Annotated in this window: 19 protein-coding genes; 9 read left to right on the plus strand and 10 right to left on the minus strand. The window is 66.0% G+C overall.

Features of this window, described 5'->3' with window-relative positions:
* Window positions 1-3: 3 nt before the first annotated feature.
* The gene (locus AC51GT_RS05675; protein WP_496328155.1) at window positions 4-1,146 is read right to left on the minus strand and encodes an SPFH domain-containing protein; all 1,143 of its coding nucleotides are present in this window, start codon (window positions 1,144-1,146) and stop codon (window positions 4-6) included.
* 92 nt (window positions 1,147-1,238) lie between these two features.
* Between AC51GT_RS05675 and AC51GT_RS05680 the strand changes: the two genes are divergently transcribed.
* Complete coding sequence (locus AC51GT_RS05680) at window positions 1,239-1,967, plus strand: DUF5642 family protein (protein ID WP_496328156.1); 729 nt, start codon at window positions 1,239-1,241, stop codon at window positions 1,965-1,967.
* Window positions 1,968-2,079: 112 nt separating this feature from the next.
* A complete protein-coding gene (locus AC51GT_RS05685; protein WP_496328157.1) occupies window positions 2,080-3,336 on the plus strand; it encodes a DUF4192 domain-containing protein in 1,257 nt (418 codons plus the stop codon).
* Here the strand turns inward: AC51GT_RS05685 and galE are convergent, their stop codons facing one another.
* Window positions 3,337-4,317 (minus strand): UDP-glucose 4-epimerase GalE, encoded by a 981-nt coding sequence (gene galE / locus AC51GT_RS05690; RefSeq protein ID WP_496325213.1) that lies wholly within the window; start codon window positions 4,315-4,317, stop codon window positions 3,337-3,339. It abuts the gene before it with no gap.
* A 12-nt stretch (window positions 4,318-4,329) separates the two neighbouring features.
* Window positions 4,330-5,013, minus strand: coding sequence for an iron-dependent transcriptional repressor DtxR (locus AC51GT_RS05695; protein ID WP_496325212.1), 684 nt, complete (start codon window positions 5,011-5,013; stop codon window positions 4,330-4,332).
* A gap of 120 nt (window positions 5,014-5,133) precedes the next feature.
* Between AC51GT_RS05695 and AC51GT_RS05700 the strand changes: the two genes are divergently transcribed.
* Both AC51GT_RS05700 and AC51GT_RS05705 read left to right on the plus strand, forming a co-directional pair.
* On the plus strand, window positions 5,134-6,414 hold the full coding sequence (locus AC51GT_RS05700) for an acetoin utilization protein AcuC (protein WP_496325211.1): 1,281 nt from the start codon (window positions 5,134-5,136) through the stop codon (window positions 6,412-6,414).
* Window positions 6,407-9,115, plus strand: coding sequence for a bifunctional acetate--CoA ligase family protein/GNAT family N-acetyltransferase (locus tag AC51GT_RS05705; protein WP_496325210.1), 2,709 nt, complete (start codon window positions 6,407-6,409; stop codon window positions 9,113-9,115). The genes AC51GT_RS05700 and AC51GT_RS05705 overlap by 8 nt, the downstream gene beginning before the upstream one ends.
* A 109-nt stretch (window positions 9,116-9,224) precedes the next feature.
* Here AC51GT_RS05705 and AC51GT_RS05710 read toward each other — a convergent pair whose 3' ends face one another.
* The 3 genes from AC51GT_RS05710 to AC51GT_RS05720 all read right to left on the minus strand — a co-directional run bounded on the left by AC51GT_RS05710 (window position 9,225) and on the right by AC51GT_RS05720 (window position 12,199).
* Window positions 9,225-10,196, minus strand: a complete 972-nt coding sequence (locus AC51GT_RS05710; protein ID WP_496325209.1) for a sigma-70 family RNA polymerase sigma factor — start codon at window positions 10,194-10,196, stop codon at window positions 9,225-9,227.
* A gap of 123 nt (window positions 10,197-10,319) precedes the next feature.
* Window positions 10,320-11,858, minus strand: coding sequence for a DUF7782 domain-containing protein (locus AC51GT_RS05715; protein ID WP_496328158.1), 1,539 nt, complete (start codon window positions 11,856-11,858; stop codon window positions 10,320-10,322).
* Window positions 11,855-12,199 (minus strand): DUF3099 domain-containing protein, encoded by a 345-nt coding sequence (locus AC51GT_RS05720; protein WP_496328159.1) that lies wholly within the window; start codon window positions 12,197-12,199, stop codon window positions 11,855-11,857. The genes AC51GT_RS05715 and AC51GT_RS05720 overlap by 4 nt, the downstream gene beginning before the upstream one ends.
* Window positions 12,200-12,285: 86 nt before the next feature.
* On the opposite strand from AC51GT_RS05720, the gene AC51GT_RS05725 reads away from it, so the two are divergent.
* The gene (locus tag AC51GT_RS05725) at window positions 12,286-12,522 is read left to right on the plus strand and encodes a DUF3039 domain-containing protein (RefSeq protein WP_496325206.1); all 237 of its coding nucleotides are present in this window, start codon (window positions 12,286-12,288) and stop codon (window positions 12,520-12,522) included.
* A 22-nt stretch (window positions 12,523-12,544) separates the two neighbouring features.
* On the opposite strand, the gene AC51GT_RS05730 is transcribed toward AC51GT_RS05725, so the two are convergent.
* A complete protein-coding gene (locus AC51GT_RS05730; RefSeq protein ID WP_496325205.1) occupies window positions 12,545-13,561 on the minus strand; it encodes a YihY/virulence factor BrkB family protein in 1,017 nt (338 codons plus the stop codon).
* Between the two features lie 314 nt (window positions 13,562-13,875).
* Here AC51GT_RS05730 and AC51GT_RS05735 point away from each other — a divergent pair, with 314 nt between their 5' ends.
* Window positions 13,876-15,618: a DEAD/DEAH box helicase gene (locus tag AC51GT_RS05735; RefSeq protein ID WP_496328160.1), complete on the plus strand. Its 1,743-nt coding sequence runs from the start codon at window positions 13,876-13,878 to the stop codon at window positions 15,616-15,618.
* A 102-nt stretch (window positions 15,619-15,720) separates the two neighbouring features.
* Here the strand turns inward: AC51GT_RS05735 and AC51GT_RS05740 are convergent, their stop codons facing one another.
* Entirely contained in the window at window positions 15,721-15,924 is a 204-nt protein-coding gene (locus AC51GT_RS05740) for a DUF7455 domain-containing protein (protein ID WP_482139250.1), read from the minus strand.
* A 227-nt stretch (window positions 15,925-16,151) separates the two neighbouring features.
* On the opposite strand from AC51GT_RS05740, the gene AC51GT_RS05745 reads away from it, so the two are divergent.
* From AC51GT_RS05745 to AC51GT_RS05755, 3 genes are all read left to right on the plus strand, one after another.
* Window positions 16,152-17,204 carry an EamA family transporter gene (locus AC51GT_RS05745; RefSeq protein ID WP_496328161.1) on the plus strand — a complete coding sequence of 351 codons (1,053 nt, stop codon included), beginning with the start codon at window positions 16,152-16,154 and terminating at the stop codon, window positions 17,202-17,204.
* Window positions 17,205-17,221: 17 nt separating this feature from the next.
* Entirely contained in the window at window positions 17,222-17,575 is a 354-nt protein-coding gene (locus AC51GT_RS05750; RefSeq protein WP_496328162.1) for a DUF952 domain-containing protein, read from the plus strand.
* A gap of 351 nt (window positions 17,576-17,926) precedes the next feature.
* Window positions 17,927-18,802 (plus strand): alpha/beta hydrolase, encoded by an 876-nt coding sequence (locus tag AC51GT_RS05755; protein WP_496325201.1) that lies wholly within the window; start codon window positions 17,927-17,929, stop codon window positions 18,800-18,802.
* A gap of 54 nt (window positions 18,803-18,856) precedes the next feature.
* Here the strand turns inward: AC51GT_RS05755 and AC51GT_RS05760 are convergent, their stop codons facing one another.
* Entirely contained in the window at window positions 18,857-20,236 is a 1,380-nt protein-coding gene (locus tag AC51GT_RS05760; protein WP_496325200.1) for an RNA polymerase sigma factor, read from the minus strand.
* Between the two features lie 141 nt (window positions 20,237-20,377).
* Entirely contained in the window at window positions 20,378-21,172 is a 795-nt protein-coding gene (gene ppgK / locus AC51GT_RS05765; RefSeq protein ID WP_496325199.1) for a polyphosphate--glucose phosphotransferase, read from the minus strand.
* Window positions 21,173-21,239: the final 67 nt, after the last annotated feature.

The raw sequence follows: 21,239 nt of genomic DNA on the forward strand, positions 1-21,239 counted from the left end.
TTCCTACGCCGTGGGATTGGTCGGGAGCGGGGGAGGGGTGGTGAAGAGGCCGGAAAGTGCGGGCACGGTTGCGGCCGGCGCCCAGCCCGGCATGCCCTGATTCCAGACCAGCGTCGACGCGGTGAATTGCCCGGAGGCGACTGCGGCCCGGAGTTGGGCGATGGTGAACGGGCCGGCCGGTTGACCGCCGTTGTCGATGTGGAATGTCGCAGCCCCCGGTAACGGCGGTGGTACCGGTGCCGCCTGCGCCGGCGGTGCGCCCTGGTTACCGAACTGGCCGGCCATCTGGCTGCCCAGGGCCACGCCCATGCCGGCCGACATCATGTCGCCCATCGCTCCGCCGCCCGGGTTCTGGGCCGCGGCGACCATCGCGTCGGCGGCCTTGCCCTGCTGATACCGGCCGAGATCGCCGACGTTGTTGAGGAAGCCGCTCTCCTCCACACCCCGGGCCACCCCGCGTGTCATGGCGGTGGTGATCTCGTCGGGCAGTGAGATGTTCATGGTGATCGCGTCGATCGACAAGCCGAACTCGTCGTCGACCCGTTCATTCACGAAGGCCTGGAGCTTCTGCGACAACTCGACCTGACGGCCCTGGAGGTCGATGACCCCGAGCCTGGTCTCCATGATCATGTCCGAGAACGCCAGGGTGATGACCCGGCGGATCAACTCGGTGATCTCGTCGACACCCACGGAACTGTCGGTGCCGATGACCTCGCGCAGGAAGATCTCGGGTTCGGCCACCCGAACAACACACAAACCGTTGGCACGGACCTGGACCATCGTGAAATCGGGGTCGCGGACCGTGACCGGGTTGGGGGTGCCCCACCGCAGATCGGTGACCGGGCGGGTGTTGATGAAGTACACCTCGGACCGGAACGGGCTGTTGAATCCGTGCTTCCAGCCCTGCAACGTGCTCAGCAGCGGCAGGTTCTCGGACGTCAATGTGTAGTGACCCGGCCCGAATCGGTCGGCGAGCTTGCCTCGGTAGACGAAAACCGCCTGCTGACCTTCCCGAACGATGAGTTCGGCCCCGTTTTTGATCTCGTTGTTGTAGCGGGGAAAGCGCCACGCCAACGTGGAGCGTGAATCGTCGATCCATTCGATGATGTCGACGAGCTCACCTTTGATCTTGCCGATGATCCCCATATGCGGTGTTCTCCCTAGCGATTCGGTTGCTCCCGGCGAGTCTAGTCGTGTCGCGCACGCCAATGGCGTGGTCGTGATGGCACAGTGGGCGGGTGAGTCGGGTGTCTTCGAAGTGGATCAAGCCGCGCTGGGTAGTGCTGATGGCGATGGCGGCTGCCCTGTCCCTGGGTGCCTGCACAAGTGCAGTGGACGGTGATCCGATCGCTGCTCCGCAGACCGCGACGCCGTCGTCCGCGTCCGGCCCGGGCGCCTTCCCGTCGGAGGAGATCGACGTGCGGGACCGATCGGTGAGCGCGGCGGACTTCCCACCCGGATACAACGCGACCGAGGTGTCGGGCGACAAATTGGCTGCGGTGCTGGCGGATACCGCCGGGTTCCCGGTCGACGGTCTGGTCACGCCGGCCAGTTGTGCTCCCACCCCACTCCCGGCGTCGTCCGATGAGGCGGTGGCACTGGTCGCCACCGGCGCTGCCGCCAATGCCGGCATCCTCAGCGCCATCACGGTGCTCACGGATTCTCCGTTGTCCGAGCTGGAGGCCCGGCTGGAGGCCTGCCCGACGTACACCACCACCAATCAGGGTGTGACCGCCACGGTGACCACCACAGTGTTGCCGCCGTCGCCGGCCGACTCGCAGGAGTCGCTGGCCTTCCGGCGGGTCACGGTGTCGGGGCAGATGACCCAGACGATGACCGCACTGGTCGCGCAGAACGACGGTGTCCGGGTCTACGTCACCGTCATGGCGCCGGGTTCCGGACCGGTACCGAACGGTGTCGCGCTGGACGAGCTGTACACCACCGCGGTGGACCGCTCACGCGGCTGACCTACGCCTGTGGATGATCCGGCCTGTGGATGGTCCTCGACAAGGTGGACAACCCGGCTGAAGTCCCGGGCGGTCCCGATGTCCGGTCGGCGGCGGGTCCGACCATCACCACATGACATCTGATGAATACACAACTTCGGTCTCCGGTCCGGGCGCACTGATCACAGCGGTTCCGGCTCTACTCGGCTTCATCCCACAGCGGTCACTGATCCTGATCACCTTCGACGGTGACGGAACCGAGATCGGCACCACGATGCGCCACGATCTGGCGTTCGACGATGCCGGACTACCCACCCCCGCGATGCTCGGCGTGATTGAACACCTGGCCGCGGTCTGCGAGTCGTACGAGGTGGTCCGAGTGGTGGCGGTCATCGTCGACGACACCTATCCGGCCGATTCCGACGAGTACCGGCGGCTGGCCGCGGTCATCCACCGTCACCTGTCGGCCACCGGCGGGCTGCACGGAGCCTTCGCCACAGCCGCGATCGCTGTCGGCCTGGAATGGCACACCGTGTGGGACAACCGGTCGCACGGCGAATGGGCTGGGATGCAGGTGTATTCGGGACCGGAGTCGGGCCTGCTGGGAGACCCGCTGATCAGTCCCGTTGCCGTGGCACGTGCGGTCAGCAAGGGCCGGCGGGTGTTGAAGACCCGCAGTGAGATGGTCGAACATCTGGCCCCGCAACCGCACTGCGGCGATGACGCCTGTGATGCGCACATGGTGTCGGCGGCAGACGATCTCGCCTACCGCGACCTCGCGGCCGACCGGGCCGGACGGAGAGGGATGACGATCGCCGGCGAGACGGGGTCGGTGGACCAGAGCTTCATCGACCAGTGGGTACTGGAGGAATGCGTCGAGGCTTTCGGCGAGCACCGAACCCCGCTGGATGTGGTGATCGATCACATGCGTCGCCTGCAGGAACGACGAGATCTCGAGTTCGCACTGTCACTGATCCGCCGCGGTGACACCGGTGCTCTGAGCTGTGACGAATTGAAGATCCTCGACAAGGCGCTACGTGAACTCTGTGTCCGCGACGCGCTGATGGCCCTGGCGGTCACCGATAAGTGGATCGAAGCCGAGCAGATGTGGGCCACACTCTGCCGCCGGCTGCGCGGCCGCGGGCAGGCGGCCGCGGCGACCCTTCTCGGATTCGTGCATTACGTGCACGGCAACGGCGCTATGGCAGGGGTCGCGTTCGACCATGCGCTCGAGGCGAGTCCGGGGTATTCGATGGCGTCGTTGTACAGCGACGCGCTGAATCAGGGAATACCGCCGCATGTGATCGGTGACTGTGCCCAGACGGGTTATCTTGTTGCCCGGTCGCTGGGTGTGGAGCTGCCCGGACCGGTGATGCGCCCGGCGGCCTGATCAGACCGTCGAGTGGGCGCGCGCGCCGAGCGATCGGGTGTAGTCCCAGGCGTCGGCCACGATCACCGAGAGATCGGTTTTCTCCGGGTACCAGCCGAGTTCGGCGATGGCCTTGTCGCTCGAGGCGATCAGCACCGCCGGATCTCCGGCCCGCCGCGGCGCATCCACCACATCGATCTTTCGGCCGGTGACCTCTTCGACCGCCGAGATGACCTGTCGCACAGAGAAACCCGTGCCGCTGCCGAGGTTGAAGATCTCGTGGCGGCCGGCGACAGCCGATTCGAGGGCCAGCACGTGGGCAGCTGCGAGGTCTTGGACGTGGATGTAGTCGCGGACGGCTGTGCCGTCGTCGGTCGGGTAATCGGTGCCGAACATCTTGATGTGCTCACGGTGACCGAGCGCCACCTGCAGGATCAGTGGGATCAGATGCGTTTCGATGACCCGGTTCTCGCCGGCGCCACCGTAGGCTCCGGCGACGTTGAAGTACCGCAGACTCGTCGCGGCGAGGCCGTGGGCGTGCGCGTAGGACGTGATCGCATGGTCGATGGCCAACTTGGTGGCACCGTAGGGATTGGTGGGACGGGTCGGCGCCGATTCCAGGATCGGGACCGACTCCGGCTCGCCGTACGTGGCGGCGGTGGAGGAGAAGACCAGCCGCGGTGTACCCGATATCCGGATCGCCTCGAGCAGGGCGAGCGACTCGACAACGTTGCCGTACCAGTACTTCTCGGGCTGTTCGACGGATTCGCCGACCAGTGACTGGGCGGCGAAGTGCAGGACACCGTCGAAGGACTGTCCGGTCAGGACGCCGGCGGCGACATCGCGGACGTTGCCCTCGACGAAGGCGGCGTCCGCGGGGAGGGCATCGGCATTGCCGGTGGACAGATTGTCGATGATGGTCACGTCGTGACCGTGCTCGATCAGGACACGCGCGCAGACGCTACCCACATACCCGGCTCCGCCGGTGACAAGGAGTTTCATTGAGGTCTGGTATCAGACTTTCTCGACCTGGACGGAATGTGCCATCTCTTCGGAGAGTTCGAGCCCGGAATGACCCGGGGTGCTCACCACGATGGAGTCCGGCAGCACCGTGACGTTGACGCGAGCGCTCGGAACGACGCCCGCTTCCTGGAGGGCACTGATCAATTCGGGGTCGGCCTGGGCGTGCTCGGACAGCCTGCGCACGATCACCGCAACCGGTTCGCCCTGCGGCAATTCGGAGATCCGGGTCATCGCGGTAGGTGCGTTGTTGGGGGAGTAACCCAGCAATTCCAGTCCCGGAATCGGGTTTCCGTACGGTGAGGTGGTCGGGTGGTCGAGGACCTCGAGCAGCCTGCGCTCGACGTTCTCGCTCATCACGTGCTCCCAGCGGCAGGCCTCGGCATGCACGTCTTCCCATGGCATCCCGATGACATCGACCAGGAGCCGTTCGGCCAGGCGGTGTTTGCGCATCACGGACGTGGCCAGGTTGCGGCCCTTGTCGGTGAGTTCGAGGTGTCGGTCGCCGGCCACGAGTACCAGGCCGTCGCGCTCCATCCGCGCTACGGTTTGTGACACGGTCGGTCCGCTCTGCTCTAGCCGTTCGGCGATCCGCGCCCGAAGGGGAACAATGCCTTCTTCTTCGAGGTCGTAGATCGTCCGGAGATACATCTCAGTCGTATCGATCAGTTCGTTCACGATCTCCATCCCTTTCGTCTTGACCCAGGTTACCCGCCCGGAAGGGTCAAGTCCGTACTCCCGCGGGGGGTCGTGGGTCACATACGCATGCGGTGTCGACCAGGACACTAGGCTCAATCCATGAGCACTCGGTCACATACGTCGAATCCCGGGTCTGCGGCAGTGATCTGGAGCGACGATTTCCTGCGCTACCGGTGGACCCCCGCGCACCCGATGAACCCGGTCCGGCTGGCGCTGACCATGTCACTGTCGCGGTCGCTGGGGGTGCTCGACGGTGTCGAGACCAGTGCGCCGATGCCGGTCGACGACCGGCTGCTGCAGACCGTCCACACCTCGTCCTACCTCGATGCGGTCCGGGCCGCATCGAACATCGATGACCACACCAAGGGCGCCGCGCACCTGCTGGAACGGTTGTTCGGCCTCGGCAGTGCCGACAACCCGGCCTTCGAGGGGATGCATGAGGCCGCCGGAGTGCTGGTCGGCGGAACGATGGCGGCCGCGGCGGCGATCGCGTCCGGCTCGGTCACGCGCGCGGTCAACATCGGCGGTGGCATGCATCATGCGATGCCCGGACACGCGGCAGGCTTCTGCATCTACAACGACTGTGCGGTCGCGATCCGCTGGCTCCTGGACCAGGGCTACGACCGGATCGCCTACATCGACATCGACGCCCACCACGGTGACGGGGTGCAGAAGGTGTTCGCCGCCGATCCGCGGGTCCTGACCGTGTCGCTGCACCAGCACCCGGCCACCCTCTGGCCCGCCACCGGATGGCCCGAAGAGGTGGGTGAGAAGGACGCGCGGGGGACCGCGGTGAACATCGCCCTGATGCCGGAAACCAACGACAAACTCTGGCTGCGGTCCTTCAATGCGATCGTGCCGGCCATGATCGACCAGTTCCGTCCACAGATCATCGTCAGTCAGTGTGGCGCCGACAGCCACGTGCGCGACCCGCTGACGGACCTCTCGCTCACGGTCGACGGCCAGCGCGCGGCGATCCTGGCGATGCGTGATCTTGCCGACAAATACTGTGAGGGCCGCTGGCTCGCGGTCGGTGGTGGCGGTTACGGCATCGTCGATGTGGTGCCGCGCAGCTGGACCCATCTGATCGCGGCGGTCACCGGCAACGACATCGCACCCGATACGATCATCGATGAAAGTTGGCGCGAGGCAGCCAAAGTCGAATCGCAGTTGCTCGACGAGTCACTCCGCGGTGATCCGGCACCCACCATGACCGACGGTGGCGACCTGGACTACCTACCCTGGAACGGTGACGGCGGCGGCCCCTTGATGGAGGGCGTCACCGAGGCGGCGCAGACCCGCCTCGACGCCACCATCATGGCAACGCGTCGAGCTGTGTACCCGATGTGCGGTCTCGACCCGGAGGATCCCCGTGACTGACAATTTGCAGATCAGCGAACCGGCGACCGAGAACATCCGGCCGGATCAGCGTGGGCCCCACGACTTCCCCCGCCACTGGATCGCCGATGTCCTGGCCAGCGACGGCGGGGTGGTCCATCTGCGGCCGATCGTCCCGGAGGACGCGGACGCCCTGGTCCGGTTCCACTCGGGGTTGTCCGAGCGGACCCGCTACCTACGGTATTTCGGCCCTTTTCCGCACATCCCGGCCCGTGAACTCGCCCGGATGACCACCGTGGACCACTACTCACGGGTGGCGTTCGTCGGTGTCCTCGGCGGCGAGATCATCGCCATCGGGATCTATGAAGGTCTGGCGGCGAGCGGCAAGCCCACCACGGCCGAGGTCGCGTTCGTCGTCGCCGACGAGCATCAGGGCCGTGGCCTCGGTCCGGTGCTGCTCGAACATCTCGCGGGTGCGGCCGCCGAATGCGGATTCGAGAAGTTCGAGGCGGAGGTCCTCGCGGAGAACCCGAACATGGTCGCGGTGTTCCGCGACGCCGGATATCAGCTGCGCCGCAGCTTCGACGGCAGCACCATCCACGTCGAGTTCACCATCGACCCCACCGAAGCGCTGTTGTCGGTGCGCAACGCCCGGGAACGGGCGTCCGAGGCACGCAGTGTCGCCAATCTGCTGCGTCCGGGATCGGTCGCGGTGATCGGTGCCTCGGTGGACCGGCTCAAGGTGGGAAATGCGGTGCTGGCCAATGTGATCGCCGGGGGATTCACCGGTCCGGTATTCCCGGTCAACTCCGAACACCGTGCGGTCCGCGGCATCCGGGCCTACTCCACGGTGCGGGACATCCCCGACCCGGTGGATCTGGCGATCGTGGCGGTCCCGGCCGACGCCGTCGAAGAGGTGCTCGACGATTGTCTGCACAAGGGCGTCAAGACGATGCTGGTGCTCTCCGCCGGGTTCGGTGACACCAGCGATTCCGGGCTCGCCTCGGAACGCCGGCTGGTCGAATCGGTCCGGGAACACGGGATGCGACTGGTCGGCCCCAACGCGCTGGGCGTGGTCAACACCGATCCGGCCATCTCCCTCAACGCCACGCTCGCCCCCCACGTGCCCGGTCGCGGTGCGGTCGGATTCTTCTGTCAGTCAGGCGCTCTGGGCATCGCGATCCTCGACACCGCGGCCCGCCGGCAGCTGGGCCTGTCGACGTTCGTCTCGGCCGGCAACCGCGCCGACGTGTCGGGTAACGACCTGCTGCAGTACTGGGACACCGATCCCGAGACCGAGGTGGTGCTGCTGTACCTCGAGAGTTTCGGTAACCCGCGCAAGTTCACCAGACTCGCGCGCCGGGTCGCCAGCGGCAAGCCGGTGGTGGCGGTGAAGTCCGGCCGCGGGGCGGTGCCGCCGGCGATGGCGGCCGCCGATCATTCGCTCGACGACGCCAGTACCCGGGCCCTGCTGGCCCAGGCCGGTGTCATCCAGGTCAGCACCATCGGTCAACTCTTCGACTGCGCAACGGTCTTCGCCTATCAGCCGCTGCCGCGGGGGCCGCGGGTGAGCATCGTCGGCAACTCGACGGCCCTCGGTGTGCTGGCGCAGGAGGCGGGTAGTCACTTCGGGCTGCAGGTCGTGCAGCGCGTCGATCTCGGGCCGGGAGCCTCTCCGGAGACCTTCGAGGAAGCGGTCCGCACCGCGGCCGCCGACGAGGATGTCGATGCACTCATCGCGGTGTTCGTGCCGCCGGTCGCGATCAGCGTCGACCGGTACGCGCAAGCACTGATGACCGGGATGTCCGGTTCCGACAAACCGGTGGTCACCACATTCCTTGCGGTGGAAGGCATTCCGCAGCATCTGACGGTCCTGGGGCCGTACGGCACCCCGGCGCGTGGCTCGATCCCGTCCTACCCGAGTCCGGAGCGGGCCGCCGAAGCGCTGGGTCACGCCTGGCGGTACGCGCAGTGGCGTTCGCGGCCGGCATCACAGGTCCGGCGCCCGGTCGACGTCGATCCCGACCTGGCCCGGCGACTGGTTCGCGAAGCGGTGGAGAGGGCCGGCGGCGCGGTCATCGATCTCGACGATCAGCTGACCGCGGAGGTGTTGCGCTGCTACGGAATCGAGATCGTGCCGTTCCGGGAGGTCAGTACGGTCGACGAAGGTGTCGCGGCGGCAAATGAACTCGGCTATCCGGTGGCGGTCAAGGCGTTCTCCTCGGTGTGGCGGGGGCGCGCCGACCGCGAGGGCGCCCGGCTGGACCTGCCGGATCAACATGCCGTCGAACTCGCGATGGTCGAACTGCGGGAGGTCACCGGGGAGTCCCGGCTGCACGTGCAGAAGATGGCGCCCAAGGGCATCAGCACCGTCATCCGGGTCCGCGACGATCCATCCTTCGGTTCACTGATGTCGTTCGGACTCGCGGGCGTGACCAGTGATCTGCTGGGGGACCGGGCCTACCGGGCGCTGCCGTTGACCGAAGCCGACGCCGCCGATCTCATCGAGGCGCCGCGGTCGGCGCCGCTGTTGTCGGGGTACGGCGGATCCGAACCGGTCGACAAGGAGGCCCTGATCGATCTGGTGACCAGGATCTCGGCGCTGGTCGACGACATACCCGAAACGCGTGAAGTGGTGTGCGATCCGATCCACGCCACCCCCGGCGGCGTTGCCGTGCTGTCCGCCCGGATGACCGTCGGGCCGGTACCGGCCAAACACGATTCCGGACCGCGCCGGCTCTGACGGGACGGGACTGGTCTCGGTTCCGGTCCCTGGCCGGGTCCGAACAGCGATCAGCCGCCACCGACGATGTCTGGTGGCGGCTGATCTACGCGATGAACGTATGTGTGTCTCAGCTGGCGTAGGCGCGCAGACGCTCGGCCCGCTCACCCTGACGGAGCTTCGACATGACCTCGCGCTCGATCTGGCGGACCCGCTCGCGGGACAGGCCGAACATGCGGCCGATCTGGTCGAGGGTGCGCGGCTGACCGTCGTCGAGGCCGAAGCGCAGGCGGATGACCTGCTGTTCCCGCTCGTCGAGGGTGGACAGGACCGACCGCACATCGCTGTGCAGGAGTCCGGCGATGACGGCGTTCTCGGCCGAGGTCGCCTCGGCGTCCTCGATGAAGTCGCCCAGGGGTGCCTCTTCGTCGCTACCGACGGGCATGTCCAGGCTCACCGGGTCGCGGCTGTGATCGAGGAGGTCGGCGATCTTCTCCGCCGGGATGCCTGATTCTGACGACAACTCGTCGTCGGTGGCCTCACGTCCGAGCTGCTGATGCAGTTCACGCTTGATGCGGGCCAGCTTGTTGACCTGCTCCACGAGATGGACGGGCAGCCGGATCGTGCGGCTCTGATCAGCCATGCCGCGGGTGATCGCCTGACGGATCCACCAGGTGGCGTAGGTCGAGAACTTGAAGCCCTTGGCGTAGTCGAACTTCTCCATCGCGCGGATCAGCCCGAGGTTGCCCTCCTGGATGAGGTCGAGCAGCGGCATGCCGCGCCCGGTGTAGCGCTTGGCCAGGGAGACAACCAGGCGCAGGTTGGCCTCGAGGAGGTGGGCACGTGCCGACTCACCCTCGCGGACCAGCTGGGCCAGATCCTTCTTCTTCACCGCGGACAGACGCTTGCGCGTGGCGAGTACATGCTTGGCGTAGAGGCCGACCTCGATCTGCTTGGCGAGTTCGACTTCTTGTTCAGCGGTGAGCAGCGCGGTGCGGCCGATCCCGTTCAGATAGACACGGACCAAATCCGAGGCCGGGCTCTGCGCATCCAGGTCCTGTTCGGTCATCGCCGGACGGATGGTGGTGGTGGGGCTGGACATGTCGGCCTCCTCAAGTGCGGTTGCTTTCACACTGTTCAACGGAGGGGCCGGTGCAGATAGTTCCTCATCGAGATCACGAGGTGAACCCCGTGACCTGCGTCTTTCGAGAACCGGGCTGAGAAGTTACTGAGAGTGTACTGAAGTTTCCCGGCGCAGGCGGTCCCAGCGGGCCGGTAGGACGATGCCGTGGCGGATCAGACCCTCGACGAATTCGTGCACGGCCGCGGCATCGATGTTCTCCTCGCCGGTTGCCACCGCGAGCAGTTCGGTCACCTCGTCCAGGGACAATCCGTCGGGGTTGAGACCGGCCAGCAGCGATTGCCCCAACGGGTCGATCTCGTGGCTCCACCGCGGACCGTCCGGCCGGTGGATGCGGGTGACGATGCGCTCCCATCCGCCTTCGGCCGCCAGCGTCGACACCTGTTCCAGAGCGACGCCGTCGGCGACCGAGAATCGCTCGTCACCCACGTCGTGACTGCGTAGCCAGGCAACGCGACGCAGGTAGTCGGTGGCCTCGGCGCCCAGGGGATCGTCGAAGGAGTGACTGAGCTCTTCGGCGAGCAGGTCGGTGGGCTCATCGGTGCGGCGCAGGAACACGAAGCCGAATCCGATACCGCGGACTCCGGCCTTCTGCAGGTGGGTCAGCCACGCATCGGCCATCTCGGCCGATGCCGGATCACGCGGATCGCGGCCGGCATCACGCAGCCAGGTGCCGACGTACAGGGCCGGGTCGGCGACGTCACGTTGCACCACCCAGGCATCGACACCCTGGTCGGGGATCCACTGCGCGATCCGCTCACGCCAATCGTCGCCGGTGATGACCCAGGAGGCGAGCATCGAGGCGGTTCCCCCCTCGGTCAGGAAGTTCGGTGCGGTCCGGCACATCAACTCGCTGGCACCGTCGAGGTCGAGACCGGAGTCGCGGTAGGTGTGTGTCACCTTCGGCGGTCCGACGACAAAAGGAGGATTCGCGACGATCTGATCGAACTTCTGGCCACCGACCGGGCCGAACCATGGCCCTTTGAGCAGCGAGTACCGCGAAGGTGCGATGCCGTTGATGGCCATGCCCGCGCGGGTCAGGGCCAGCGATCGGTCCGTGATGTCGGTTGCGGTGAGATGTGCGGCGAAATCCGCGGCATGCACGGCCTGCACACCGCATCCCGTGCCGACGTCGAGAAGCCGGCCGACCGGCTCGGTGGGGGTGGCCCGGAGCAATGACAGCGACGCGTGGCCGACACCGAGGACATGGTCCTCGGTGATGCTGTGACGGCGCAGCGTGCCGTCGAGGTCGGAGAACAGCCACCGGTTGCCCGCGCCGAAGTCGAAGGGCCGCAGGTCGATGGCTGCGTAGAGCCCGCGATCGTCACGGCGGACGATGCCGTGCCGGAGCGCATCGTCGACCGTCACCGGCCGCAGTGCGGCGCTGACCTGCGCTTCTGTACAGGTGTCGCCGAGGAGGAGGAGGCGGACCAGGACGCCGAGTTCACCGCCGTCGGCGCAGATTCGGCGGGCCGGGACGGGTTCGCCGCGACCGAGGGCCGCATGTGCCTGTTCTCCGAGCAGGCGCAACACACCATCGGTGGTGTAGTCGGCGCGCAGAAAAGCCTCGCGTAGGCCGTCGGCCTGGGTGTACAGGTCGGCCGTTTGTTCTGTGATGGTCACTCTTTGCGTCGATCGATTCCGTGGAAATCGTTGCCGTCGGTCAGTTGTCGTGAATACGGACCGCTGTACTTGTAATGGAGCACTTCGTCTTTGGATCGGGGTGGCCGGTCGTTGGCCATCAGTACCGCGATCCAGGGAATGGGGATGGACAGCACGATCACGCCGAGCGCCAGGAACCCGTTCTGTGTGGTCGCATAGACGATTCCCGCGATGACCAGTGCCGGAATGCGAAAAGCCATCAACGTCAGGTATCTGCGTACGCGAGCGCGATGTTGTTCTTCCAGGGAGGTCTGTGCCTCGGTGATGAGAAACGTTTCGGGCGCGTGATCTTTCGAACCCACGATTTCTACTATCCTCTTTGTTCCCGCCGACGGCCACATCGGGTCGATATTGGCCCGACGGGCCAGGTCGTTGCAGAATTGACGGCATGGATACCCAGACACTCGACAAGCCGGACGTCACCACCGACGAAACCACGGAAGACGACACACCGAAGTTCTTCCACTACGTCAAGAAGGACAAGATCGTCGAAAGTGCGGTCATGGGCAACATCGTGGTGGCGCTCTGCGGTGAGACGTTCCCGGTCACGCGTTCGGCCAAGCCGGGTTCGCCGGTCTGCCCGAAGTGCAAGAAGATCTACTCGAAGATGAAAAAGGGCGACTGAGTCCCACCTGCGCGAGGCGCGTTCACACCTGCGGCGGCGGGCCCTGATCGTCGGCCCGGGTCTTTCGGACCGGGTCGGGCTTCTTCTGGATCGGGCCCGTCGGCAGCCATTGCGGAGTGCTGCGGAACTGATCGGTGATGTCGCTGGTCTGCTGTGAGACCCAGTCGCGCATCTGGTCGATCTTGGTGGGATTCGCGGGCCACAGCTGCTGCACGACCGAGTTGAACTCGGCGCCCACCACGATCGCGAAACCGAGGAAGAACGTGAACAGCAGGAACGCGATCGGTGTGGCCAGCGCACCGTAGCTGTACCCGGTTGCGGTGATGGCCGTCAGATACCAGCGCAGGACCGCGCTGGCGCACCAGAACACCAACCCTGCCAGCAGCGCGCCGCAGACCAGGCGATGCCAGGGCAGTGGTTTGGCGAGTGCGACGCGGTAGAGCGTGGTCAGACCCGCGATCAACAACAGCGCCACGGCCGGGAAATAGCCGTACTCGATCGCCACAGTGCTCGCCGGGTGCCACGAGTCCGGGATCACCTCGCGCACATAGGTGGGTCCGAGAGCGACCAGCGGCAGGGTCAGCACGGCGAGTACCAGGAAACACACGTACAGCCACAGGGCGAACAGCCGTTGGGTGACCGGATGACGCACGTTGTGCTGGCCGTGTGCGATCACGATCGAGTCGACAAAACTCGCCATGGCCGACGACCCTGCCCACAGGGACAGCAGGAAGCCCAGCGAGATCACCTCGGCGCGGCCGCTGACCAACACGTTGTCGACGGTGGGCCGGATGAGCTCGTCGACGACGTTCGCGCTGAAGGTCCGGTCCGAAAAACTGATGATCCGGTCGGAGATGATCTCTTCGGTGTTGGGCCCGAACCAATTTGCGATATACCCCACAGTGCCCAGTAATCCCAGGAGAAGCGGGGGTAGCGAGAGTGTCTGCCAGAACGCCGCCTGGGCTGCCATCGCAAAGATCGAGTCATCCCAGGACTTCGTGATGGTCCGCCAGAGCATCCAGGGCAGGCGCTTGGTCACCCCCGCAATCGTGGGTCTATCTGCGTCATCACCACGGGTCTGGGTCGACGGCGTGGGTTCGGGGACGGAATCGGGGGCGGGCCCGGCTGATGCACTGATGGTCTCAAGCATTGCCGAAGTTGGGATTCGATGCGTGTTGCCGCGCCGCCACCGCCCTGCACCCGATCGTCCGCCGATCCGCGGTAGCATTCCCCGATGCCTGGGCTCGCCGAGCGCTTCGTCGCCGACACCGACCGCCAGGCGCACTCGTCCGACTTCGTCGAACGGTGCACCACTGTTCAAACCTCAACTGCGTCAAGGAGTTGTGCTCTGCCGTGACCCGACCCACAGCCGTTTCCGAGCCATCGACAACCACCCCGGCCCCGGCGCCGGCAGCGTCGTCGCTACGGACCTGGCAGCGACGGGCGCTGACCAAGTACCTGTCGGCCGCGCCGAAGGATTTCCTGGCGGTGGCCACCCCGGGTGCCGGTAAGACCACCTTCGGTCTGCGGATCGCCGCCGAACTGCTGGCCGACCGTACCGTGGACCAGATCACGGTGGTCGCACCCACCGAACACCTGAAACATCAGTGGGCCGGCGCGGCCGCCCGGGCGGGCATCGCCCTGGATTCGAATTTCAGCAACTCCGCGGGCCAGACCAGCTCCGACTTCAACGGCGTGGTCCTGACCTATGCCCAGGTCGCGGCCCACCCGTCGCGACATCGTGTCCGAACCGAGAACCGCCGGACCCTGGTGATCCTGGACGAGATCCACCACGGCGGTGACGCGAAAAGCTGGGGTGATGCGATCCGCGAGGCCTTCTCCGACGCCACCCGGCGGTTGTCCTTGACCGGAACGCCCTTCCGGTCCGACGACAGTCCCATCCCGTTCATCACGTACGAACCCGAACCGGGCGGCGGCGCCCGTTCGGTCGCCGACTACACCTACGGCTACTCCGACGCGCTGGCCGACGGCGTCGTGCGCCCCGTGGTGTTCCTGGCGTACTCGGGTGAGGCGAGCTGGCGCAACAGTGCAGGCGAGGAGTTCACCGCCCGACTGGGCGAACCGCTGTCCGCCGAACACACCGCACGCGCCTGGCGCACCGCCCTCGACCCGCACGGCGACTGGATCCCGGCCGTCCTTCAGGCCGCTCACACGCGTCTGAGGCAACTGCGCAGCACCGGCATGCCCGATGCCGGCGGCCTGGTGATCGCCACCGATCAGACCGTCGCGCGCGACTACGCGGAACTGCTGCAGGCGATCACCGGGAAGATGCCCACGCTGGTGCTCTCGGATGATCCGAAGGCGTCCGGGCGGATCGCGTCGTTCAGCGAATCCAAGGACGAGTGGATGGTTGCTGTCCGGATGGTGTCCGAAGGCGTCGACGTCCCGCGTCTGGCGGTCGGTGTCTATGCCACCAGCGCGTCGACCCCGCTGTATTTCGCCCAGGCCATCGGCCGGTTCGTGCGGTCGCGGCGGCCGGGGGAGAACGCCAGCGTGTTCCTGCCGTCGGTGCCGGTCCTGCTGCAGTTGGCCAGCCAGCTCGAGGCGCAGCGCGATCACGTGCTGGGCAAGCCGCACCGGGAATCCGACGGTCTCGAAGATGCGCTGCTCAACGACGCGAACAAGCAGAAGGATGAAGCGGGCGAGGACGAGAAGGGGTTCGAGTCCCTGCATGCCGACGCCGAACTGGATCAGGTGATCTTCGATGGGTCGTCCTTCGGCACCGCGACGTTCGCCGGCAGCGACGAAGAGGCCGACTACCTGGGCCTGCCCGGTCTCCTGGACGCCGACCAGGTGCGTGACCTGCTCCGTAAACGGCAACCCAATCAGGTCGAGAACCGAACCGCCGATCCGGCTCCGGCACCGCCGGTCGAGCGGTCACCGTCGGTGGGCAAGCAACTCACCGCCATGCGCAAAGAACTCAACAGCCTGGTGGCCATGCATCACCACCGCACCGGCAAGCCCCACGGCCAGGTGCACAACGAGTTGCGGGAACGACTCGGTGGTCCACCCACCGCGATGGCCACGGCCGAACAACTGCAGGAGCGGATCGACGCGCTGCGCAAGTGGCGCTGAGCGCGGTCTCCGGCTCTCGGCCGTCACTGCGGTGACCCCCCGCAAAACAGCACTGCCGCGGATCACTCGAGTGATCCGCGGCAGTGCTGTTGTTTTGTTGTCTTAGACGAGCTCGTCCTCGGATGTCACTGTCGCACCCATGTCGACAAGCCGTGCTTCGTGCTCGTTGAAGTGGTGACGGCAGAACAGCAGCTCTCCACCGGTGGAGAGCGTGGCGCGCACTCGTGCTGCGGCACCGCAACGATCACAGCGGTCAGCAGTGGTCAATTGCATGGCGATCGGGGGCGTGGTGATGGTGTCTGACATTTTTCCTCCGTCCCGGGCCTGCGTGGCGCGGTTCCCTTCGCGAGCTAATACACCGGGGCGGTGTATCCAGGTCTCACTCTCTCAGACGAATTGCCGATCGTCTTTGTTCCCCGGGTCCTCCGGGTGTGTCGTCACTCACCCGTAACAGGCGACCTGCGCTCTGCAACATATGTAACCGGAGTGGTGTGAGGCAAGTCCCGTCGGCCCCCGGCATTTACAGTTGATCGATGCACCCGTCCGCCGACACCGGCCCGCGCCCGGATGGACGCCTCGCGCTGCTGCCCGCGCTGTTCGTGATCGGGGCGATCTGTCAGTACGTCGGTGCCTCGATCGCGGTCCCGTTGTTCGACGACCTGAACCCCGCGGCGGTGGCCTGGCTGCGCACGATGGGCGCCGGAGCCGCGCTGCTGGCGATCTGGTGGCCGCTCGCCGGCCGGCGCCGGCCGCGCGTGGCGGGGTCTTTCGGCCACAGACGGTTACTGATCGCCGCGGCGTTCGGGCTGGTGACGCTGGGCATGAACATGTCGTTCTATCTGGCGATCGATCACATCGACCTCGGGGTGGCGGTTGCGATCGAGTTCCTCGGGCCGATCGTCGTCGCGGCGGCCGGTTCGCGGCGGCTCGCAGACGGCATCGCGGTGCTCGTGGTCCTCGTCGGGGTGGTGCTCTTGAGCGGTGCAAGCCTGTCGGGGTCACCCATCGGGGTGCTGTTCGCGCTGATGGCCGCTGCCCTGTGGGCCGGTTACATCCTGATCGGGAAGTCGGTCTCCGGTGGCGGAATGACGGGGCAGTCCTGGCGGGACGGCATCGACGATCTGGCGATCGGACTGTCCATGGCCGGGGTGATCTGCGCGCCGCTGGTCATCGGGGTGAGCACCGCCACCGATCCCGGGGCCTTATGGGATTGGCGGCTCTTGGCGCTCGGCGTGGGTGTCGGGGTGCTCTCGAGTGCGATCCCGTATCTGCTCGACCAGATCGTGCTGGTTCGCCTGACCCGGGCCCGATTCGCGCTGCTGCTGGCGCTGCTCCCGGTGACCGCGGCGGTGGTCGGCGCCGTGATGCTGTCGCAGATACCGTCGCCCGCCGAACTGTGCGGCATCGCACTGGTCATCGCGGCCATCGTCTTCACCGCGCGCGACGAGAGCGGGCGCGACGAACGCGGGCGCGATGCGGGGCATGGAAATCGTGCCGGCAGCGGTGGCGAAATCGCCCCTGGCGCCCGCAATGAAATTGCCTCTGACGCCCGCAATGAAATTGCCCCTGGCGCGCTGCCGGGCTGATGCGGCAGGCTGGTGGGGTGAGTGCAGGAACGAACCTGGTCCATCTCTGTTCGATCTCCGACTGGCTCGAGGCCAGGACGACCGGATCGATCGAGCCCCCGTCTCTGGCCGAACAGGGTTTTGTGCACCTGTCTGAACGTCGGCAGGTTCATATCCCGGCGAATCTCCTGTATTCGGATCAGTCCGATCTGGTGTTGCTGACCATCGATCCGCTCCGTGTCGGTGCCGAAATCGTGTGGGAGAACGGCGATCCACCGGATCCCGCGGGGTTGCAGTTCCCCCACCTGTACGGCGGGTTACCGGCCGGCGCGGTGACCGCGGTGGAGCGTTATGACGTCGACGAGTCCGGGCGCTACCCGCAACTGCACTAGTAGGTGAGGCCGTTCTCGCTGGTGAATCACCCGGCGGGTGCCCTCGGGAGCCGGAACCGCGCCCCCTCTGGCGTGGTGATCTGGCTTCTGAACGGAGCGATCTCGGCGTTGTTCGACCTGCGCGGGCCCGACCAGAAGTCGCAGCAGCGACAGCACTGGCAGTAGACGACGTTCCCGGCAGGGCCCGGCAATGAACCGACCGGTGGCGCGGTCATCTGTCTCCACGACACGCGCACTCAGGTCGGGTGTAAACGCGGTGTACCCCGATTGATGGCTCAGAATACGAATCCAGATGCAATCATCGGATATTCCGGCAGCTGATCGCCGGCATATCGCAGCTGAAAGGGATACATGCCTTCTGAGTTCACGGTCGATTCGAGTCGCGGCACAAAGCTCTCGGGTATTCGCTGGGACCCCACCGATGAACCGGTGGCGGCGGTGCTCCTGATCCACGGGATGGGTGAGCACATCCGGCGATACACCGAGACCGCCGAGGCGCTGGCCGACGACGGGTATGTCGTGTACGGCTATGACCATCGCGGCCACGGACGTTCCCGACTGGCCGACCGCGAGCTCGGTGACCTCGGTCCGGACGGATGGCGCCAGCTGGTCGCGGACATCGGACGGGTGATCTCGATGGTGCACACCGAGCAACCCGATCTGCCGTTGGTAGTCCTCGCGCACAGCATGGGTTCGTTTGCGGTGCAGCAATACCTACTCGACGACAGCAACCAGGTCGACGCCGTGGTGCTGACCGGCACCGCCGCGCTAGACGGACTCGAACCGGCGCTCGATCTCGATGCCGAACTCGACCTGACAGCGTTCAACGCGCCGTTCGCCCCCGCCAGAACGGATTTCGACTGGCTCTCCCGCGACAACACCGTTGTCGACGACTACGTGAAGGACCCGCTGTGCGGGTTCGGCATCGACGTGGACTCCACTCGGGCGATGTTCGTCGGCGCCCGGCGCATCGCGGAACGACCTGCGGTGGCCGCGATCCGGCCGGATCTGCCGATCCTCATCGCGGTGGGCGACCAGGATCCGGTGAACGGTGGGGGAGCACTGGTCGATCTACTCGCGGCCCACTACCGGAACGGCGGTCTCGAGGACGTCAGCGTCCGGGTTTTCGCCGGTGCCCGTCACGAGGTTCTCAACGAGACCAACCGGGCGCAGGTGCGTGGTGAGATCCTCGACTGGCTGGCCGAGGTCGTCGAACAGGGCGAATGAACAAATGGCCGGATCCCCATGGGGATCCGGCCATTGCGCGTGGTGCGGGCGTGACTAGTCGAGGTAGTCGCGCAGGACCTGCGAACGCGACGGGTGCCGCAGCTTCGACATGGTCTTCGATTCGATCTGACGGATCCGCTCACGCGTCACGCCGTAGACCTGACCGATCTCATCGAGGGTGCGCGGCTGTCCGTCGGTGAGTCCGAAGCGTAACCGGACAACGCCGGCCTCACGCTCGGACAGCGTCTCGAGGACGGACTGCAGCTGATCCTGAAGGAGCGTGAACGAGACCGCGTCAACGGCCACCACAGCTTCGGAATCCTCGATGAAGTCACCGAGCTGGCTGTCGCCCTCATCACCGATCGTCTGATCGAGCGAGATCGGCTCACGCGCGTACTGCTGGATTTCCAGCACCTTCTCCGGCGTGATGTCCATTTCCTTGGCCAGCTCTTCCGGGGTGGGCTCACGGCCCAGATCCTGGAGCAGCTCACGCTGGATACGGCCGAGCTTGTTGATGACCTCGACCATGTGCACCGGGATACGGATGGTGCGGGCCTGGTCGGCCATCGCGCGGGTGATCGCCTGACGGATCCACCAGGTGGCGTACGTCGAGAACTTGTAGCCCTTGGTGTAGTCGAACTTCTCGACCGCACGGATCAGACCGAGGTTGCCTTCCTGGATGAGGTCGAGGAAGGCCATGCCGCGGCCGGTGTAGCGCTTGGCCAACGAGACGACGAGTCGAAGGTTCGCCTCGAGGAGGTGGTTCTTGGCGCGGCCGCCGTCACGGGAAACCCATGACAAGTCGCGACGCTGCGCGACGGTGAGCTTCTCGCCCGCCTCGGCGAGCCGGCGCATCCGCTCGGTGGCGAAGAGTCCGGCCTCGATGCGTTTGGCGAGCTCGACCTCTTCTTCGGCGTTGAGGAGAGCGACCTTGCCGATCTGCTTGAGGTATGCGCGGACGGAGTCGGCTGAGGCGGTGAGCTCGGCATCCTTGCGGGCCTGGCGCAGGGCCTCGGACTCGTCCTCGTCCCACACGAAGTCGCCGGAGGCCTTGTCGGACTCGGACGGTTCGTCGTCGGCCTTCTTGGTCTTGGCGGCAGCCTTGCCGGGAGCCACCACGGCGACCACGGTGGTGTCGTCGTCATCGTCGTCATCGTCGACGGTGACCTCTTCGAGTTCGTCCTCGTTGACGTCTATGTCGTCGATCGAGGCCTCGTTCTCGATGCCGTCGCCGTCGATGCCGTCAACGTCGTCCTTGGGACCCCGCTTCGCGCCGGCTTTTTTCGCAGGTGCTTTTTTGGCAGCCTTCTTGGCCGGGGCCTTTTTGGCGGCTGCTTTCTTTGCGGGCGCCTTGCGTGCCCGCGGTGCGGTCACCGACTCCGATTCCGACTGCTCGGCATCTGGTTCAGTTTGGCGGGTCTTCGTGGCTGCCACGTACTACCTTTCGGGCTATCTACATGACACTGTGCCGCGGGGAATTGCGTCGCGACGGCAGTGTCAGGCCGAGTGAACTCGGCGAAGCTGGGGCTTGGGGGAACCGGCTCGAAGCCAGCCTGTGTGCCATTGTAACGGCACTCAGGGTCGCAACCCCGACACCACTGCCATCGCGGCGCCGACAATTCCCGCCGTATTCTGCAAAGTCGCCGGTACAACGGGTGTCCGATTGGTCAGAAGTGGAATCCATTTGTGCGCTTTGCGGCTGATCCCACCGCCCGCGATGAACACCTCGGGCCAAAACAGTGCCTCGTAGGCACTGAGCACCTTCGACACTTCTTCGGCCCACTGCGGGTACGAGAGGTCTTTGTCTTCCTTGACCTTCGAGGACGCCTGATGCTCGGCTTCCTTCTTGCCCACGTGCATGTGACCGAGCTCGGTGTTGGGGATCAGGACGCCGTTGTACATGATCGCCGAACCGATACCGGTACCGAACGTCAGCAACATGACAACGCCCTTGTAGTCCTTGCCCGCGCCGTAGTGGTCCTCGGCCATCCCTGCCGCGTCGGCGTCGTTGAGCACCGACAGCGGACGGTCACCGAGTTCGGCGGTGAGGAGTTTGTAGACGTCCGTACCGATCCAGGCCTTGTCGATGTTCGCGGCGGTCCGGGCGGTCCCGCCCGTCACCACGGCGGGGATGGCCACACCGACCGGACCGGTCCATTCGAAGTGTTCGACGACCTGACGGATCCCGGCGGCGACGGATTGTGGCGTGGCCGGTTGGGGAGTGAGGACCTTGAATCGCTCGCCGACGAGCTGTCCGGACTCGAGATCGACGATGCCGCCCTTGATCCCCGAACCACCGACATCGACGCCGAGAGCCTGATCCGGGCCGGACGCGGGAGTGGGACTACCGTCTGCGGATTCACTGGACACGGGATGTGGCTCCTTCGGTCGACTGGTGCGGGACCGGGGTCTGCGCCGGCCCGCCGTTGTTCAGGCT

The organism is Williamsia sp. z34 (assembly GCF_059553395.1).

Bases quoted from the DNA above. Each gene is read 5' to 3' on its own strand.
- galE (WP_496325213.1), bottom strand. From the start codon at position 4,317: ATGAAACTCCTTGTCACCGGCGGAGCCGGGTATGTGGGTAGCGTCTGC.
- AC51GT_RS05725 (WP_496325206.1), top strand. From the start codon at position 12,286: ATGGATACCCAGACACTCGACAAGCCGGACGTCACCACCGACGAAACC.
- AC51GT_RS05710 (WP_496325209.1), bottom strand. From the start codon at position 10,196: ATGTCCAGCCCCACCACCACCATCCGTCCGGCGATGACCGAACAGGAC.
- AC51GT_RS05685 (WP_496328157.1), top strand. From the start codon at position 2,080: ATGACATCTGATGAATACACAACTTCGGTCTCCGGTCCGGGCGCACTG.
- AC51GT_RS05745 (WP_496328161.1), top strand. From the start codon at position 16,152: ATGCACCCGTCCGCCGACACCGGCCCGCGCCCGGATGGACGCCTCGCG.
- AC51GT_RS05700 (WP_496325211.1), top strand. From the start codon at position 5,134: ATGAGCACTCGGTCACATACGTCGAATCCCGGGTCTGCGGCAGTGATC.
- AC51GT_RS05755 (WP_496325201.1), top strand. From the start codon at position 17,927: ATGCCTTCTGAGTTCACGGTCGATTCGAGTCGCGGCACAAAGCTCTCG.
- AC51GT_RS05675 (WP_496328155.1), bottom strand. From the start codon at position 1,146: ATGGGGATCATCGGCAAGATCAAAGGTGAGCTCGTCGACATCATCGAA.
- AC51GT_RS05740 (WP_482139250.1), bottom strand. From the start codon at position 15,924: ATGTCAGACACCATCACCACGCCCCCGATCGCCATGCAATTGACCACT.